13 protein-coding genes and 1 other RNA gene are annotated in these 16,640 nt (G+C 70.5%); all 14 read right to left on the bottom strand.

Features of this window, described 5'->3' with window-relative positions:
• Nucleotides 1-36: 36 nt before the first annotated feature.
• Nucleotides 37-1,650, bottom strand: a complete 1,614-nt coding sequence (locus H9X80_RS04180; protein WP_204793085.1) for an NAD(P)H-hydrate dehydratase — start codon at nucleotides 1,648-1,650, stop codon at nucleotides 37-39.
• Nucleotides 1,651-1,655: 5 nt separating this feature from the next.
• Nucleotides 1,656-2,264: a holo-ACP synthase gene (gene acpS / locus H9X80_RS04175; protein ID WP_204793084.1), complete on the bottom strand. Its 609-nt coding sequence runs from the start codon at nucleotides 2,262-2,264 to the stop codon at nucleotides 1,656-1,658.
• A gap of 3 nt (nucleotides 2,265-2,267) precedes the next feature.
• Nucleotides 2,268-4,118 carry a glutamine--fructose-6-phosphate transaminase (isomerizing) gene (gene glmS / locus H9X80_RS04170; RefSeq protein WP_204793083.1) on the bottom strand — a complete coding sequence of 617 codons (1,851 nt, stop codon included), beginning with the start codon at nucleotides 4,116-4,118 and terminating at the stop codon, nucleotides 2,268-2,270.
• Between the two features lie 166 nt (nucleotides 4,119-4,284).
• The gene (gene glmM / locus H9X80_RS04165) at nucleotides 4,285-5,622 is read right to left on the bottom strand and encodes a phosphoglucosamine mutase (protein WP_204793100.1); all 1,338 of its coding nucleotides are present in this window, start codon (nucleotides 5,620-5,622) and stop codon (nucleotides 4,285-4,287) included.
• A gap of 519 nt (nucleotides 5,623-6,141) precedes the next feature.
• Nucleotides 6,142-6,537, bottom strand: a complete 396-nt coding sequence (rpsI, locus tag H9X80_RS04160; protein ID WP_204793082.1) for a 30S ribosomal protein S9 — start codon at nucleotides 6,535-6,537, stop codon at nucleotides 6,142-6,144.
• Nucleotides 6,538-6,540: 3 nt separating this feature from the next.
• Entirely contained in the window at nucleotides 6,541-6,981 is a 441-nt protein-coding gene (rplM, locus tag H9X80_RS04155) for a 50S ribosomal protein L13 (protein ID WP_204793081.1), read from the bottom strand.
• A gap of 211 nt (nucleotides 6,982-7,192) precedes the next feature.
• A complete protein-coding gene (locus H9X80_RS09370; protein WP_204793080.1) occupies nucleotides 7,193-10,099 on the bottom strand; it encodes a TIM-barrel domain-containing protein in 2,907 nt (968 codons plus the stop codon).
• Nucleotides 10,100-10,125: 26 nt separating this feature from the next.
• Nucleotides 10,126-11,073: a patatin-like phospholipase family protein gene (locus H9X80_RS04145; RefSeq protein WP_204793079.1), complete on the bottom strand. Its 948-nt coding sequence runs from the start codon at nucleotides 11,071-11,073 to the stop codon at nucleotides 10,126-10,128.
• A gap of 168 nt (nucleotides 11,074-11,241) precedes the next feature.
• Nucleotides 11,242-11,610, bottom strand: a transfer-messenger RNA (tmRNA) gene (ssrA, locus tag H9X80_RS04140).
• Between the two features lie 430 nt (nucleotides 11,611-12,040).
• Nucleotides 12,041-12,181: a rubredoxin gene (locus H9X80_RS04135; RefSeq protein ID WP_087217962.1), complete on the bottom strand. Its 141-nt coding sequence runs from the start codon at nucleotides 12,179-12,181 to the stop codon at nucleotides 12,041-12,043.
• Between the two features lie 143 nt (nucleotides 12,182-12,324).
• Nucleotides 12,325-12,837: a flavin reductase family protein gene (locus H9X80_RS04130; protein ID WP_204793078.1), complete on the bottom strand. Its 513-nt coding sequence runs from the start codon at nucleotides 12,835-12,837 to the stop codon at nucleotides 12,325-12,327.
• 45 nt (nucleotides 12,838-12,882) lie between these two features.
• Nucleotides 12,883-13,392 carry an SsrA-binding protein SmpB gene (gene smpB / locus H9X80_RS04125; RefSeq protein ID WP_204793077.1) on the bottom strand — a complete coding sequence of 170 codons (510 nt, stop codon included), beginning with the start codon at nucleotides 13,390-13,392 and terminating at the stop codon, nucleotides 12,883-12,885.
• Nucleotides 13,379-14,320 carry a hypothetical protein gene (locus H9X80_RS04120; protein WP_204793076.1) on the bottom strand — a complete coding sequence of 314 codons (942 nt, stop codon included), beginning with the start codon at nucleotides 14,318-14,320 and terminating at the stop codon, nucleotides 13,379-13,381. The genes smpB and H9X80_RS04120 overlap by 14 nt, the downstream gene beginning before the upstream one ends.
• A gap of 63 nt (nucleotides 14,321-14,383) precedes the next feature.
• Nucleotides 14,384-16,456 carry a ribonuclease R gene (gene rnr, locus H9X80_RS04115; protein ID WP_204793075.1) on the bottom strand — a complete coding sequence of 691 codons (2,073 nt, stop codon included), beginning with the start codon at nucleotides 16,454-16,456 and terminating at the stop codon, nucleotides 14,384-14,386.
• Nucleotides 16,457-16,640: the final 184 nt, after the last annotated feature.

Below are 16,640 nucleotides of genomic sequence, written 5' to 3'. Positions count from 1 at the left end.
GTCTCGCGCGCGGCAAAGTGCCCGCGCCCCTAGAGTCTAGCCCTCCTGAGCCCCGTCGGGGTACGTCACGTGCTCCTCGAGGGAGTCGGAGGCAAGGCCGATGACGTCGATGACGTCGGTTGCCATGACGGCGCGCGTCCCCACGCGCTCGGCGGCGAGCGTCCCCGCATAGCCGTGGACCTCGCACACGTAGGCAGCGAGAAGGGCCAGGTCGACGTCCTCCCCCGCGTGCTGGGCCAGCATCGAGGCCATCATTCCGGCCAGGACGTCACCGGAGCCCGCGGTGGCCAGAGAGGCCGGGCCGGGCTTGGGCAGGACCGCCCGGCTCACGCCCACGCAGCCCGTGGCCGTGCCCTTGGCGACGACCACCAGCTCGGAGCCACCGTCCGCCCAGATGATCTTACGCGCCGCCTCGAGCTGCTCTGCCAGGGAGTCCGGCGAGGGGACGTCCTTGGAGACGAGCCGGCCGAGCTCGCCGCGATGAGGCGTCAGCACCAGAGGAGCCCTGCGACGCGTGACCTCCGGGTAGGACGGCAGGTCATTGCTGGTGAGGCGCGCGATGCAGTTGAGGCCGTCGGCGTCCACCACCAAGGGGACGTCCGTCTCCAGCAGAGCGGAGACCACGCCCACCGTACCCGCGCTCACGCGCAGCCCCGGGCCCACCAGGACCGCCGAGGAGCGCTCGGCGAGCTTGACCACGACGTCACGGGCCTCCGCCGTGAGCACGCCGTCGGCGTCCTCGGGCAGCGGCACCACGGGAATCTCGAGCAGGTGGGTCTGCGCCGCGAAGGCGGCCGAGGCGGGCGTCGCCAGCGTCACGTAGCCGGCACCCATGCGCGCCGCCGCGCGCGCGGCCATGACGGCGGCGCCGGTGTAGCGCCGCGAGCCACCCACCACGAGCACCGAGCCGCGCGAGTACTTGTCGACGGAGGCAGCGTGGGAGGGGAGCACCTCCAGGTAGTCCCCCAGATCGGTACGCCAGGCAACCGGGTCGGCGTCCACCACGAGCCGCTCGGTCTGCTCGGCAAGCGGGGCCACCACGATGGCACCGCACACGTCCCGCCCGTCGTCGGCGAGAAGACCGGGCTTGAGCGCGAGCATCGTAACCGTCATGTCGGCGACCACGCACGAGCTCGCGGCGTGACCGGTCTGGCCGGAGAGGCCGCTCGGGACGTCCACGGACACCACGCGTGCCGGGCTCGCGTTGACGCACTCGATCCAGATGTCGAAGGGGGCGCGCACCTCTCCGTGGAAGCCCGTCCCCAGCATGCAGTCAAGCACCACGTCGGCCGTGGAGAGCAGGTCCTCCAGCTCGTCGCGGGACGGTCCCACCACCAGGGAGACCCCTGCGCGCACCGCGCTCTGCGCGACCTGGCGCGCCAGGTCGCCTGAGAGCTGGTCGGGCTCGATGGGGCTCACCACCTTCACGTTGGCGCCCTTGCTCAGGAGGACCTCGGCGGCCACCCAGCCGTCGCCGCCGTTGTTACCCAGGCCCGTGAGCACCACCACGTTGTCGACTCCGCCGAGCTCCAGGACCTCCTGCGCCGCCGCGTAGCCGGCACGGTGCATGAGCTCCGAGACGCTCACGCCCACGCGGGTGAGGGCAACCTCCACGCACTTGACGTCCTCGATGTTGAGTACGGGCTGCATATGCATCACTCCTCGGAAGAAGGCTGTTCATGAGGGTCGGCGTCAGGGGACGCGCCACCAGCGGGGCCGGCGCCCCCGGAAGCATCGTCGGCGGGTGCGGCGTCGGCGTCATCCAGCGCGTCAAGCTCGCCCTCCTGGATGCGCTCGAGCTCGTCGAGAATCGAGCGCGCCTCCTTGAACGAGCTCGCGAGGGCGCGGGCGGCGTCCCGGCGCTCGTCGGGGGCGGGCCGTACGTCGTCGGTCACGGCGATGGCGTTGGCCACGGCGACGTCATGGGTGTGGGAGATGGAGAGCGCTATCTCGCACACGCCGAGCTCGCGGGCCACCTCGGCGGCACGGCCGACGAGCACCGCGCGGGGACGACCGGCGTCGTCACGCGCCACGGAGACGTCACGCAGGCCGATGCCTTCGGAAAAGCCCGTCCCAAGCGCCTTGAGCACCGCCTCGCGGGCGGCGAAGCGGGCGGCGTAGTGCTCCGCTGGCCGGGCGGACCTGTCGCAGTAGGCGCGCTCCTCCTCCGTAAAGACGCGTCGCGCGAAGTTGGGACGGCGCGCCAGCACGCCCTCCATGCGCGAGATCTCCAGCATGTCCACGCCGATGCCCGCCGTCGCCATGGCCTACTCCACCGTCACGGACTTGGCCAGGTTGCGTGGCTTGTCCACGTCACAGCCGCGGGCGCGCGCCACGTAGCGCGCCAGAATCTGCAGGTGCACCACCGCCACGATGGGCACGAGCAGCTCGTCGGCGACCGGCGGAATCCAGAGCACGTGCTCCACGAGCGAGGCCACGGACTCGTCGCCGTCGGTGGCCACCGCCACGCACACGGCGCCACGCGCGATGACCTCCTGGATGTTTGAGACCGTCTTGTCGTGCACGCGGTCCTCCGGGACAATCGCCACCACCGGGAAGCCCGGCTCCAAAAGCGCGATGGGCCCGTGCTTCATCTCTCCGGCCGGATAGGCCTCGGCGTGCAGGTAGCTGATCTCCTTGAGCTTGAGCGCGCCCTCGTAGGCCGTCGTGGAGTTGACGCCGCGCCCCAGGAAGAGCGCCGAGTGCGCGCGGCGGAACACCGCAGCGGCGCGCTTGTCCTGCCAGCCGCGCGAGATGACCTCGCGGATGAGGTCCGGCAGCGTGCAGAGGTCACGATAGTGGCGCTCCACCTCCGTGCGGTCCATCTGTCCCTGTGCCTCGGCCAGGCGCAGCGCCAGGAGCGCGCTCGCCACCATCTGCGCCGTGTAGGCCTTCGTGGAGGCGACGCAGACCTCCGGGCCCGCCTGCACGTAGAGCGTACCGTCGGACTCGCGCGCGGCGGTGGAGCCCAGCACGTTGGTGATGGCAAAGACCTTGCAGCCCATCCCCTTCATGCGGCGCGCCGCGGTGAGCGTGTCGGCCGTCTCGCCGGACTGCGTGATGATGACGCAGAGGGTGTTGGGCGTCACGAGCACGTCCTGCTCGTAGTTGAACTCGGAGGCGTAGTCGCAGATGACCTGCACCTTGGCCCAGGTCTGAATCAGCGTGCGCGCAATGAGGCTCACGTGATAGGACGTGCCGCACGCAATAAGGTAGACGCGGTCCACGGCGGCGAGGTCGGCCTGGCTCATGGAGAGCTCGTCGAGGTGAACGCCGTGCTCGCCAAGACGCCCCGCAAGCAGGCGCTCGATGGCCTCGGGCTGCTCGGCGATCTCCTTGGCCATGAAGTCCGCGTAGCCGCCGAGCGTGGCCGCCGAGGCGTCCCAGTCGATGTCGATCGTGCTCGGCACCTCGACGAGCGTGCCGGCCTCGTCGAAGACCTCGACGGCGCCCGACGCCTCAAGACGCGCCACCTGGCCGTTCTCAAGCTGGATGACGTGGGAGGTCACGCTCGCGAGCGGCGTCACGTCGGAGGCGGCATAGGCGCCCTCGGGCGTGGAGGCCACCACGAGCGGCGAGCCGTTGCGCGCGCACACGATCTGGTCCGGCGCGTCGGCACACACCACGGCGAGCGCCCAGGACCCCTCGAGGCGCCGGCAGGCGTTGCGCACGGCCGCCACGAGGTCCCCCTGGCACGGGCCGGCCCACGCGTCCTCAACGAGGTGGGCGATGACCTCGGAGTCCGTCTCGGAGACAAGGGTGTGGCCCTCGCGCTGCAGGTAGCGGCGCAGCTCGCGGAAGTTCTCGATGATGCCGTTGTGCACGATGGCGATCCGCCCCGTGCAGTCGCGGTGCGGGTGGGAGTTCCTGTCCGTGGGGGCGCCGTGCGTCGCCCAGCGCGTGTGCGCTATGCCGGTGGTCCCCACCAGGTTGGCGGTCTCGCAGCGCTCGACCAGGGTGGCCACGCGCCCCGCGCACTTGACGCCGTGGAGCTCGCCGTCGGTGCCGACCACCTCCACGCCCGCCGAGTCGTACCCGCGGTACTCCAGCGTCTGCAGCCCCTCAAGAAGATAGCCGACCGCCTGGTTCCTACCGGTATAGCCAACGATTCCGCACATGCGGGACCTCCTTGGGGTGAGTGCGTTTAGGGTACGGGCACGATTCTAGCAGTGGGCGCAGGAAGCTGGGGGTTCTTCTCGCCATGCCGCCACGGTCCTGGCGAGAAGAGCCTTGCGGCTCGCGGCCGACCCTGCGCCCCAGGCCGCCGCGAGCCGGCCCGGGACACTAGGCCTTGAACGGCTCCAGGGCCTTGAGCACGATGGCGTTGGCCTGCTTGCAGAGCTCGGCCGTGGGGGCCTCGGCAAGCACGCGCACGAGGGGCTCGGTGCCGGAGGCGCGCACGAGCACGCGGCCGCGGTCGCCGAGGAACTCCTTGGCCTGCTCCACGGAGGCGAGCACTGCCTCGTCGGACATCGCCGCCTCCTTGTCCGTCACGCGGACGTTGGCGAGGTCCTGCGGGTAGAGCTTGACCGGCGCGCAGAGCTGGGAGAGGGTCTCGCGCTCGGCGCGGATGACCTCCATGACGCGCAGCGAGGTCATGATGCCGTCGCCGGTGCACTCGATGTCACCGAAGATGATGTGGCCGGACTGCTCTCCGCCGAGGCTGTAGCCCTTCTCGCGCATGCAGGCGTAGACGAAGCGGTCGCCCACCGCCGTGGTCTCGTAGGAGAGATGCGCCTCGTCGAAGGCCTTGAACAGACCGTAGTTGCTCATGACGGTGGGCACCACGGTACCGGCCGTGAGGCGACCGTGCTTGTTGAGGTAGACGCCGCAGATATAGAGGATGAGGTCGCCGTCGACCACGTTGCCGCGCTCGTCCACCGCGATGCAGCGGTCGGCGTCGCCGTCGTAGGCAAAGCCCACGTCCAGGCCCTGCTCCACCACGTGGCGGCGCAGGCGGTCGATGTGGGTGGAGCCGCAGTCGACGTTGATGTTGAGGCCGTTGGGCGCGTTGTTGATCACGCGGACGTCGGCTCCCAGCGCGTCAAACACGGGCTTGGCCACGGAGGACGCGGCGCCGTTGGCGCAGTCCAGGCCGACCTTCACGCCCTGGAGCGAGAAGTTGGCGCTCGCGATGAGGTGGGCGATGTAGCGGTTGCGGCCCTGCATGTAGTCGATCGTGGAGCCGATGGCGTCGCCGGTGGCCAGCGGCACCTCACACTCGCCGTCGATGTAGGACTCGATGAGCTCGAGGACGTCCTCGTCCATCTTGTAGCCCTCGCAGTTGACGAGCTTGATGCCGTTGTCGGTGTAGGGGTTGTGCGAGGCGGAGATCATGATGCCGCAGTCAAAGCGACCGTCGAGGGTCTCGTAGGCGAGGCCCGGCGTGGGAATGACGTGCAGCATGTAGACGTCGGCACCCGAGGCGACGAGGCCCGCCGTGAGGGCGGACTCGAACATGTAGCTGGAGCGACGCGTGTCCTTGCCCAGCACCACCCGGGCCTTCTTGTCCTGGCGGGCGCCGTAGTACCAGCCCACGTAGCGGCCGATCTTGAAGGCGTGCTCGACCGTCAGGCCCACGTTGGCCTCCCCGCGGAAGCCGTCGGTGCCAAAGTACTTCATCATGAACCCCCTTGGGGACGCTGGATCGATGGTCAGACGCCTCTTATTGTCGCACAGGCTGTCGCTCTGCCAATAATCGTCACAGGGCTGAGGCACGAGGGGGCGCCGCCGGCCTCAGGTGCACCCGTCATGTGCACCCAGCCCATAAGCCGTCCTCCCAAGTGCGCTACCAAGCCACCCTGCCGGGTGCACTTGCGCGCCGCTCTCTCATGTGCACCCGTCAAGTGCACTCACCTCTCGGTGCACTTGGCGAGAAAAACCTCGATTTCGGTGCACTTCTCGCCAATTCCGCCTCTTTGGCAGTGCACTTGAGGAGTGCACCTGGAGGAGCGTCAGAAGTGCACCCAAACGTGCTGCAAAACGTGCCTTGGGATCGGTGACGGCGCCCCCGGAGCCGGAAGCACGCCCCGCGGGGCCCAGAGGCACCCGCACCCCTGCCCAGTCGCCCCTGCACGCAAAAAGCGGCCCGCCGCTCGACGCGACGGGCCGTCCTGCAAAAGCCAGTGTAAGACGTAAGGCCTAGCGCTTGGAGAACTGCGGGCGCTTGCGGGCCTTCTTGAGGCCGTACTTCTTGCGCTCGACTGCGCGGGCGTCACGGGTGAGGAAGCCAGCCTTCTTGAGGTCCTCACGGTACTCGCCGGCGTCGAGCAGGGCGCGGGCGATGCCGAGGCGCAGGGCGCCGGACTGGCCGTTGATGCCGCCGCCGTCGCAGTTGGCGAGCACGTCAAAGCGCTCGGCGGTCTCGGTCAGGCGCAGCGGGGCAACGGCGTTGTCCACAAGCTGCTGACGACCAAAGTACTGGGCGGCGTCGCGGCCGTTCACGACGACCTTGCCGGTGCCGGGAACGAGACGGACGCGGGCGACAGCCTCCTTGCGGCGGCCGGTGCCGGTGTAAACAACGGTGTTCTCAGCCATCGGTTAGGCCCTCCAATCAATCTTGACGGGGTTCTGGGCCGTGTGCGGGTGCTCGGGGCCAGCGTAGACCTTGAGCTTGGTGCCCTGCTTGCGGCCGAGGGCGGTCTTCGGCAGCATGCCCTTGATGGCGTGCTCGACGACGCGCTCGGGGTGCTTCTCCATGGCCTCGCGGAAGCTCTCGAACTTGAGGCCACCGAGGTAGCCGGAGTAGCGCCAGTAGCGCTTGTGGTCCGCCTTGACGCCCGTGAGGACGACCTTGTCGGCGTTGATGACCACGACAAAGTCACCGGTGTCGGCGTTGGGCGTGTACTGAGGCTTGTTCTTGCCGCGCAGAGCCATCGCTGCGGTGGTGGCAAGACGACCAAGCGTGGCGCCCTCGGCGTCGATGAGCACCCACTTGCGCTCGACTTCGCCGTTCTTGGCGAACTGAGTCGACTTCTTCACTTGACTCCTCCTACGTGCCTGTTCAGGGGCGGCTTCTGGACAAACCGCCTTTGCTTTTTATCAGAGATTACGGGGCTCTGTGGAAAAGCCGTAAAAGTATACAGCATCGTTCGCGCTGCGAGCTGGGAAATTTCTCGCACACAACCCGTTCAAATGCGGCTCCTCCGACGGCCCCCAGCAGTCACCCCGACGGCCCTCCAACGGTCCCGCGTCAGGCGAGAAGAACCTCCTGCGCGCAGGCGCTCACGTCGACGCGGGCAAAGCGCACGCTCACCCGCGGGGCGCCATGGGCGTCGCCAACTAGATCGGCAAGCAGACGCTCCTCCCTCGGGGCGTGCGTCTCCACGGCCGGGGCCTCCTCGTAGAGCCAGGCCGCCTCCCCGGGTGCAAGCCCCGCGGCGGCAAGCTCAGCCGCGCTCGAGACCTCGCGCAGCTCGAGGTCCTTCTCGCCGGAGCGGACTCTGACCGAGGCGGGACGGCCGTCAACGCGGATGCGGAAGGTGGTTGCGCGCAGCGGGTCGTAGCCCGGGTAGCCGCCCTGCGAGGCCTCGGCCCGAAGCACCGTCTGCCCCTCGCGCGAGCTCAGCGAGAAGACCGTGGAGACCGAGCCGCCGTAGGAGACGTCGTCCACGACGCCGTAGCCGGGCTCGCTGACGGCGCGGTTCTCGAAGGCGTCGCCGTCGTCCTCCTGGAGCACGTAGCGGCCGCTCACGCCCGGGGCCGGGTAGAAGTCCACCACGCGCCGCGTGCGGTCGAGGCCGCGCGGGTTGGACTCGGTCGCGGGGCGCGGGTTGTTGTGGGCCTCGTAGCGCGGCAGGATCGCGCCGGCCCGCACGAAGAGCGGGAGCTTCCAGAGCGGCGCGTCGAAGCCGTCGAGGGTCTGGCCGCCCGCGTAGGCCGCGCCGGAGAAGTAGTCAAACCAAAGGTCCTTCTCGCCGCCGGGGAGGTAGATGGCGTCGCGGACGTCGCCGCCCAGGGAGTCCGGGCGCGTGGCGCGCCACACGGGGGCCACGAGCAGGGAGTCTCCCAGGAGGAACTCGTAGCTCAGCTGCTCGGGGCCCAGGCCCGCGCCCTCGCAGCCGGCCAGCAGGAGCGAGCGGACCATCGGCAGGTGGGCGTCGCCGTTGCCGGCCTCGACGCCCGCGGCCGCCACGGCGCAGGTGTGCAGATAGGGCATGAGCTCGCTCTTGAGCTTGAGGTACATGCGGCAGACGCCGGTGTAGGGGTCACCGTAAGTGTAGGGGGTCTTTGCGAGGGAGCCCCAGCCGTCCATGTCCAGCATGAGCGGCGTGAGCGCCTTCCACTGGAAGTCGCGCGTGGCCACCAGGGGGTCGCCGCCGAAGATCCCGTCCACGTCCGAGGCCACGTTGGGGTTTCCGGAGAGGCCCTGACCCAGGTAGGTGGGAAGGTGCATGCGGATGTACTCCCAGTCCGTGCCGTCCTGGTCGCCGCTCCAGACGGCGCCGTAGCGCTGCGTGCCCGCCCAGCCGTCCACGGTGAGGACGAAGGGCCGGCGGCGCGCCTCCTCGCCCAGGATGTGGTAGGCCTGGCGCGTCGCGTCGAGCGCGAAGGAGTAGCCCGGGCCTACCCACTCCTCGTCGGTCTTGAGCGCGCTGATGCCAGCACGGCCCACCTCGACGCGGAAGTCGCGCAGGTTCTGCCAGGTGACCTCCGGGTCCGGCGAGGGCGTGAGGGCGGACTGGGTCCAGAGCCCCGTCTCCACGCCGCGCCCGGCCGCCCAGGTCGAGAAGCGCGCAAGGTTCTCCACGTTGGCCGCCACCGCGGCGAGGCGCTCCGGCGAGCTGGCGCCGTCCTCGTCCACGCCGCCGGTCATCTGGTAGCCGTTGTGACCGTAGCCGGTGTCGTAGCCGTCGTTGGGCAGGATCCAGCCAAGCGGCATGTCGTGGGCGGCGTGGGCGTCCACCACGGCGCGGGCCGAGAACTCGTAGGGCGTCACGCCGCCGAAGTTGTCCGCTGAGGCGCGGAGCACCTCGTCCGGCCCGTTCAGCGACTCGGCCAGGCACCCCCGCGGCACCACGTAGCCGCGACGACGACCGAGCTCGTAGCGCACGGTCCCTGCGCCGTCCGCCGGGGCCGACCCGTGGACGCACCAGGCCTGGGTGCCCTCCTCCGGCTCAAAGGACCAGGCGTCGCGGTTGTAGGCGTTGAGGTGCCCCAGGTAGAAGGCGTAGTCCGGGAGCAGCGCCGGGTTGCCGGTAAGCTTGTGGTAGGCCGCCAGAAGCACCTGCGCCACCCCGCGCAGGCCACCGCGCAGGGCGCCGGGCGCGGCTAGCAGCAGGTAGGCGTCAAACACGCCGTCCTCGTGGGTGGCCGCCACGACGTCCCCCACGCTGCCAAAGTCGTAGGCGCCCGGGGCAAAGGTGTTCCGCACCACGCCGTAGCCCGCGCTCGACCAGAAGAACGGGCACGGCGAGGCAACCGCGCCGTCGCCCCACTGGTTGCTGTTCATGGGGGTGCTCACTACGCGCACCACCGAGCCGCGGTGCTCGGCGCGCCCGTTCTGCGTGCCCCCGCCAAAGAAGCGTTCCCCCGCCCCAAGGGTCAGGCGCTGCATGGTCGCCTCCGGGGCAAGGGCCAGCGGGGCGGCCTCCCGGAGCAGGCTCACGCCGTCCCGACGCACCTCCACCAGCCCCGATTCCCTGGCGAGAAGAACCTCCACGTCGCCGGCTGCAACGCAGAAGGCGTCCGACCGCTCCGTCACCGTGACGGAGGGGTGTTCGTAGCGGGTGGAGTCATCCGGCTGGGCGGGGATGCGCGCCAGGTGCTCGGGCGAGCGCGGCCGCGCGTAGGGCGAGAACGCGCCCGTGGGGTCCACGGTCACGCGGACGATGCCCGCGTCGAGGAAGGTGATGCGCGCCTCGAGGGTGCGCACGGCGGAGTCGGGGGCCGCGGCATCGGGGCCGGGGGCCGCGGCGAGGCCGGAATCGGCACCCACGCCGACGCCCGCGCCCGCCGCCCGCGCGCACAGCGTCACGAGCGCGCGGCTCGGAAGCGCGGGGTCCGCCCGCACGTCCACCACGCCGGTTACGACCAGCGCGTTCTTCTCGCCAGCCGGTGTCTGCGAGCCCGCCGGGCCGCTCATCGGAGACTGCTTCACGGGACCTCCCCTTGCCGGGAAGCCGCCTAGCGCGCGCTCCCCTCCGCCTCGGACCCCGACAGTGTGCCACGTTCGTCGCCGCAGAGGAAGGCGTCGATCTCCGCGAGGCGCGCCTCGGTCTGGCGGCGCCCGGCGAGGTAGAGGCTGAGCAGCGGCTCGCCGGAGCGCTCGGTGGTGCCCACCGTCACCGGCTCCTCCGGGGCTATGACCAGGCAGCGACCCGCGCGCTCGAGCTCCCAGAGGCGCTCGCGCTGGGCGTTGTAGCGCGGCCCGCGGGTCCGCAGCGCCTCGAGGTAGTAGGGGTAGGCGTCGTAGCGGTGGGACTTGAGCGCAATGGCCTCGCTGCCGGCGCCGCGCACGAAGCCGCGGTCCTGCGTGAGCACCACGAGGGCGCGCTCTGCCGGGACGTGGCCCTCCACCTCGCGCGCGCCGGGCAGGCCCATCGCCGTCTCGTAGGGGATGGAGTCGGTGGTGCCGCCGTCGAGGTAGCGGTGGCCGTCGATCTCCACGGTCTGCGAGACCATCGGCAGCGAAGCCGAGGCGCGCACCTTGGTGATGTCCTCGGGGTAGCGGCGCACGGGCAGGTAGTCCGGCGTGCCAAAGGTCACGTCAGAGACCACCACCCACATGGGAAGCCCGCTCGTGTTGAAGGTGTCCACGTCGCAGGGGTCCAGGTGGTTCTGGACCTCGTCGTACATGAAGTCGGCGCCGGCCATGTTGCCCGTCGTGGCGAGCGACCACAGGGACATGAAGCGCTTGTCGTCGCGGAAGGCGAGCATGTCGCGCATGGTGCGGCCGATCTGGCGCGAGCGGAAGTTGGACGCGTTGACGGCGCCGGCCGAGACACCCCACACGCTGGAGAAGCCGTAGAGCCCGCGCTCCTGCAGCACGTCGAGCACGCCGGCCGTGAACACCCCGCGGAAGCCGCCGCCCTCAAGCACGAGCGCCGGCACGTTGGTGGTCTCCTGCGGCATCTGCTCTCCCTTCGTCGTTTTTCTCGCCATTGTGGCACGGACGCGGGCGCCCCAGCGGCCAGAAAACGCACGAGGGCCCCTCCGTGGGAGGGGCCCTCTCCTATGCGGCGACGATAACAATCGTGCGCCTCAAGGCAAACGCCACGAGGCGTTCGCCTACTACAGCCATGGTGGAGGTGCGGAGAATCGAACTCCGGTCCAGAGCAAATCCCTGACAGGTGTCTCCAGGCTCAGTCGCCGGTTAGGTCTCAGAGGCCGCGCACCCGGTGACCCGCGCTTGGCCTCCCAGTCGGTTCGGGCTTAGCACGCGGCATACCGACTACGTCCGCGCGCGCATCTCCCTGAAATGACGTCGCCCCGGGAACGGGAGCGATCCCCGGTTTGACGCGCCGCTATCTAATTAAGCAGCGAGAGCCAGCTGAGGCTCAAAAGAGTTGTTGTCGTCAATTCAATTTGACGGTACCCCTGTTTAACGTGGCGAGGAGACCACGGCCTGCTGCCCATCTCAGACCCACCCTGTCGAAACCAGTCACCCCCATGAGATGGCGTGGGGACGCTGCCACCATGCGCTTTTCAACGTACAGGCCCTGCGGCCGTGGGGACATTCTACCCGTTTTGCCGGGCGGCACGCACGACACGCAGCGGCGAGAAGGACGTGCGGCGTGCAGCCGACTGCCGCCAGGCGCGCGGCCGACGCAAGGGTCGCCACCAGACACAGGAGCCCCGCGCCCAGCCAAAGGCCGCCCATACAAACGGGCCGCCGCCAAGCGCACTCATACATCAGTGCACTTGGCGGCGATTGTCCCCTTTTGGGTGCACTTAAGCGCCCACGCGCGACTTGCTCGGTACACTTGGCGTCCTGAAAGCCCACCGACGCCTCGCCCGACCTTTCACCGCCCGAGCAGGCGGGTTCTCCCCGCCACGTTCTTCTCGCCGCGCGCCTTTTGCCGGACGGTCCTCGCCGCGGCTACTCCTCGACGAGCTCGAACATGTCCGGGCCCACGCCGCAGACCTCGCAGACGAAGTCCTCGGGCAGCTCGGGGGTGTCAACGGTGACCTCCCAGCCGCAGACGGTGCAGCGGAACGTGTACTTCTTCTCCTCGGCCATGTGCCTCTCCTCTCATCTGCCTCCCGGTCGGGAGGTTGCTGACAAATGCTATCACAGCGGTTGCACCTGATCCGGCGCGGCGTCTGGCGCGCGCTCCCCACGACCAACGCTTCCCGCTCTTCCCGCTAGGCCAAAACCCAAGCCTAGCTCACGCCCTCCACGTACGAGGACGCCTTCGGCGGGGTCTTGCCCTTGAGCGTACCGTGGTAGTAGGCGTAGGTCATCGGCGGCTCGTCCGAGAGGTTGCCCGCGTCCACGACCTCGCCGACGAAGGTGAGGTGCGTCCCCACGTCGACGGCCTGGACCACCCGGCAGCACACGTAGGAGCAGACGTGCTCGGTGGGGTACGGGTCCCCCGTGGCGGCCACCGCGCTCTCGATGCCGTCGAACTTGTCAAAGTCCGCCGAGCTCCTGAAGCCGAAGCGCCCCACGAAGATCATGTCGGCGGTCTCGTCCACCACCGCCAGCGAGAAGTGCCCCGCGTCGCGGATGACGCCGCAGGTGATGTTGTCCTTGTTCACCGTGACGCTCACCTGGAGCGGCGCCGCGGTCACCTGCAGGCCGGTGTTGACCAGGCAGCCCGCCCGCCGCTCGCCGTCGGCTGCCGAGACCACGTAGAGTCCCGACGAGAACTTGAACAGTGCTGTTGCGTCCATGCCCCCTCCTCTCTGGCGCCCGCGGGCGCCCCGCCGGGCCAGGCCCTAGCGGTTCATCTCCTTGAGCGCGCGGGCGATCTCGCGGTCGGAGTCGCGCCTCGCCATGTCCGCGCGCTTGTCGTAGAGCTTCTTGCCGCGTCCGAGCCCGATGGCGAGCTTCACGCGGTTGTGCTCGTCAAAGTAGAGCTCGAGCGGCACGAGGGCCACGCCCCTCTGGCGCAGCTTCCCGTCCAGGTAGTCGATCTGCCGACGGTGCAGCAGCAGGCGCCGCTTGCGGTCCGGGTCCACGTTCCACACCCCGCCGTTCGAGTACGGGTGGATGTGCACGCCGTGCAGCCACGCCTGGCGCCCGCGGATGAGGCAGAACGCGTCGGTGATCTGGCAGGCGCGCTCGCGCAGGCTCTTGACCTCGGTGCCCGTGAGCTCGATGCCCGCCTCGAAGGTCTCGTCGATGAAGTACTCGTGGCGCGCGGAGCGGTTCTTGGCGATGGCCTTCTTGCCCGGCCGGGCGTCGCGCGCGGCCTTGGGCTGGCGCGTGAGCTTACTCTTGGCCATCGCGCGCCCCCTTGCCGGAGGCGGCCGCGTCCGCCGCGCCCGCGTCGCCCGTCGCGTCATCTGCGCCGTCCGCGCCCGCCTCCGCGGCGACCTCCTCGTCCGCGTCCCGGATGAGCTCGAGCAGCGCCTTTGCGGCTGGCTCCCCCACCAGGTCGCGGGCGCGCAGCGTGAGCGTGGCCGCCTCGTTGCGCTGACCGGCGGCCGCAGCGTCGGTGGCGCACATGAGCAGGCACACGGCAATCTCCGCGTTGGCCCCGTCGGGCAGGCCCTCGGCGGCAAGGAGCTCGCTCATCTCGGCGTCGCTCACGAGGTCGGGGTCATGCTCGGTGCCGGCGGCCTGGTCAAGGGCCGCTTCCAGGGCGCCGTCCCGCACGTCGAGGGCGCGCGCCGCGCGCAGGGCGGCCGCGGCGGCACGGGGCTTCTCGCTTGTCTCGAACCAGCCCGCAAAGTTCACGAACGCCCGCGCAAGGTGGCGCGCGTCGCTCGCGCGCTCAAAGACGCTGTAGGTGAGCGCCAGGTACTCCTGGGTGTCCCCCGCCACGCGATAGAGGTCCGCGAGGTTAAGGCGGTAGCTGCAGTCCATGGGGTTCCAGCGCACGGCGCGCTTGAGCGCCTCGGTCGCCTCGTCGTAGTCGCCCGTCTGCACGTTGGCCAGGGCGAGGTCCCCGTAGAGGCGGTCGAGCGGCTCGCCCACGTCGCGCAGCTCGCGCGGGTCGCTCTCCACGCGGCGGTACGCCAAGCGCTCGAAGAGCGTCGGGAAGCTGAACCACTGCACCTCGTCGGTGGTGGGGCAGTTTCTGTCCACGTACTCCTCGGCGTCCTCGGCAAGCCGCGCGAGCAGCTCGGCGGCGGATTCCGCCTCGCCCTGGAGCAGGAGGCCCTCGGCCCGCTCGAGCTCCTCGGTCAGCGTTGTCTGGTTCTGGCTCATATGCCCTCCTGGCGGCGGTGCCGCACGGGTCGTCTCAGTCTGGCTCAGCTCTATGTGTTCCCATTATCGCGCAGCAGCATCCGCGCGGCGAGAAGTACCCCGCGGGCGGCCGCCCTTCCGGACGGGCGTGAGGTCGATCTGCCCGCGCGCCACGTTCACGCCCGCGATCTCCACCGCGATGCGCCGGCCGAGCCCCCAGACCTCCCCGGACTCCTCGCCGGTAAGCGTGAGGCGCGCCTCGTCGTAGGTGAACCACTCGTCGCCGAGCGCGCGCGTGGGCACGAGCCCCTCGGCGCACGTCTCGTCGAGCGTCACGAAGAGGCCGAAGCGCTCGCACCCCGAGACCACGCCCGCGCAGCGCTCCCCCACGCGCCCCTCGTAGAGCTCCGCCATCTTTATCTTCTGCGAGGCACGGCCCGCGGCGTCGGCGGCCCGTTCGCGCTCCGAGCACGTGCGGCAGAGCTGCGGGAGCGCCGTGGCCTGGGCGCGCATCTCGGGCCCCTCGACGCGTCCGGCGAGAAGCGCCTTGAGGGCGCGGTGCACGAGCACGTCCGGGTAGCGGCGGATCGGCGAGGTGAAGTGGCAGTAGGCCGGCGCGCCGAGCGCGTAGTGGCCCTCGTTCACCGGCAGGTAGACCGCGCGCCGCTGGGCGCGCAGCAGCAGCGTGCTCGCCAGCGGGGCGCCGGGCGTGCCCTTGGCGCGCTCGAGCACCGCCTGGATGGCAAAGGGGTCGCCCGCGAGCAGTCCCGCCGAGGTCTCCGCGTCCAGGAGCCCGAGCTCGCGCAGCGGCGGCACGCACGCCTTGAGGTCGTCCGGCGCGGGCGGCTCGTGCACGCGGTAGGCGGCCGGCGCGTCCGCCTCGGCCAGGCGCCGCGCCACGCACTCGTTGGCCACGAGCATCGCCTCCTCGATGAGCCCCGTCGCCCGGGTGCGCCGCCGCACGGAGACGCCCGTCGGGCGGCCGCCCTCGTCCAGCGCCACCTTGGCCTCCACGGTCTCGAAGTCGATGGCGCCCCGGCGGCGGCGCACCTGCTCGCGCAGGGCACGGATCTCGTCAAGGGTGCGCAGCAGCTCGGCCACCTCGCGCGCCCGCCCGTCCGCGCAGGGGAGCTCCCCCTCGGCAAGGCGCCCCTCCAGCAGCGCGTCCACCTCATCGTAGGTGAGGCGAGCCGCCGAGCGGATTGCAGAGGCACACGCCTTGTACGAGGTCACGTTGCCGCGCGCGTCAAGGCGCGCCGTGACGCTCATGGTCAGCCGGTCCTCGCCGGGGCGCAGGGAGCAGACGTCGTTGGAGAGCCGCTCCGGCAGCATCGGGATGACGCGGTCCACCAGGTAGGCGGAGCAGGTGCGCCGCTTGGCCTCGTTGTCTATCGGGGTGTCCACGCCCGCGTAGTGGGAGACGTCGGCTATGTGGACGCCCAGCTCAAAGCCGCCGCCCGGGAGCCGACGCGCGCTCACCGCGTCGTCGAAGTCGCGTGCGTCCACCGGGTCCACGGTCACGCAGAGCACCTCGCGCAGGTCGCGCCGGCGCGCGTCGTCGGCAAGCGCGCCCTCCACGTCCGCGACGATTCCCTCGGCCTGCTCGAGCACGCGGGGCGAGAACTCCCCCGGCAGCCCGAAGGAGGCGATGACGGACTCCACGTTGAGGTCGAGCTCGTCGGAGGAGCCCAGGCAACGCTCAAGGGTCACCACCGGCGCGCTCCGGCGGGTGGGGTACTCCGTGATGCGCGCGAGCACCACGTCGCCCTCGCCCACGCCGAGGCGCTCCGGGCTCGGGTCCTCCGGCACCACGAAGAAGTCGTGGCCGATCCGCGCATCGAGCGGCACCACGGCCCCCAGTGGCCCGGCTGGCGAGAAGCGCCCCAGGAACGTGGTCACCGCGCGCTCCAGCACGGAGCGGACCACCGCCCGCGGGGCGCGTCCGCGCTGCTCGATGATCGCGGCCTCCACCACGTCGCCGTTCATGGCCTCGCGCTGCCCGTGGCGCACGAGCTCGAAGTCCCCCTCGGGGCTCTCCACGTGCGCCGAGCCGGGGCGCGACACCACGAGCGTGCCCGTGACGGAGCGCCGGCGCTCCCGCGCGCCGCCCGTGCGGCCCCGGCGCCTGTTCCCGTGGTGCGGCCTGCTCCGACCCATGGGGCCTCCGTTTCCTCGAGCGGTTGGGACAAGTGGGGGTGCGGGCCACGTGGGGTCGGCCCCCTTGACCAAGCATAGGCCAACGCGCCGAGGGGGGACCGCCCTCAATCGGCCCACGGTGCGTCATGGACCCCCGTCCAGGGGGATAACGCCCCCGGCCCCAGGTTCTTCTCGCCAGCCAGCA

Origin of the sequence: Olsenella profusa (assembly GCF_016900315.1) — a bacterium.
Lineage (GTDB): Bacteria > Actinomycetota > Coriobacteriia > Coriobacteriales > Atopobiaceae > Thermophilibacter > Thermophilibacter profusus_A.
This window is presented reverse-complemented; position numbering and strand designations above follow the sequence as displayed.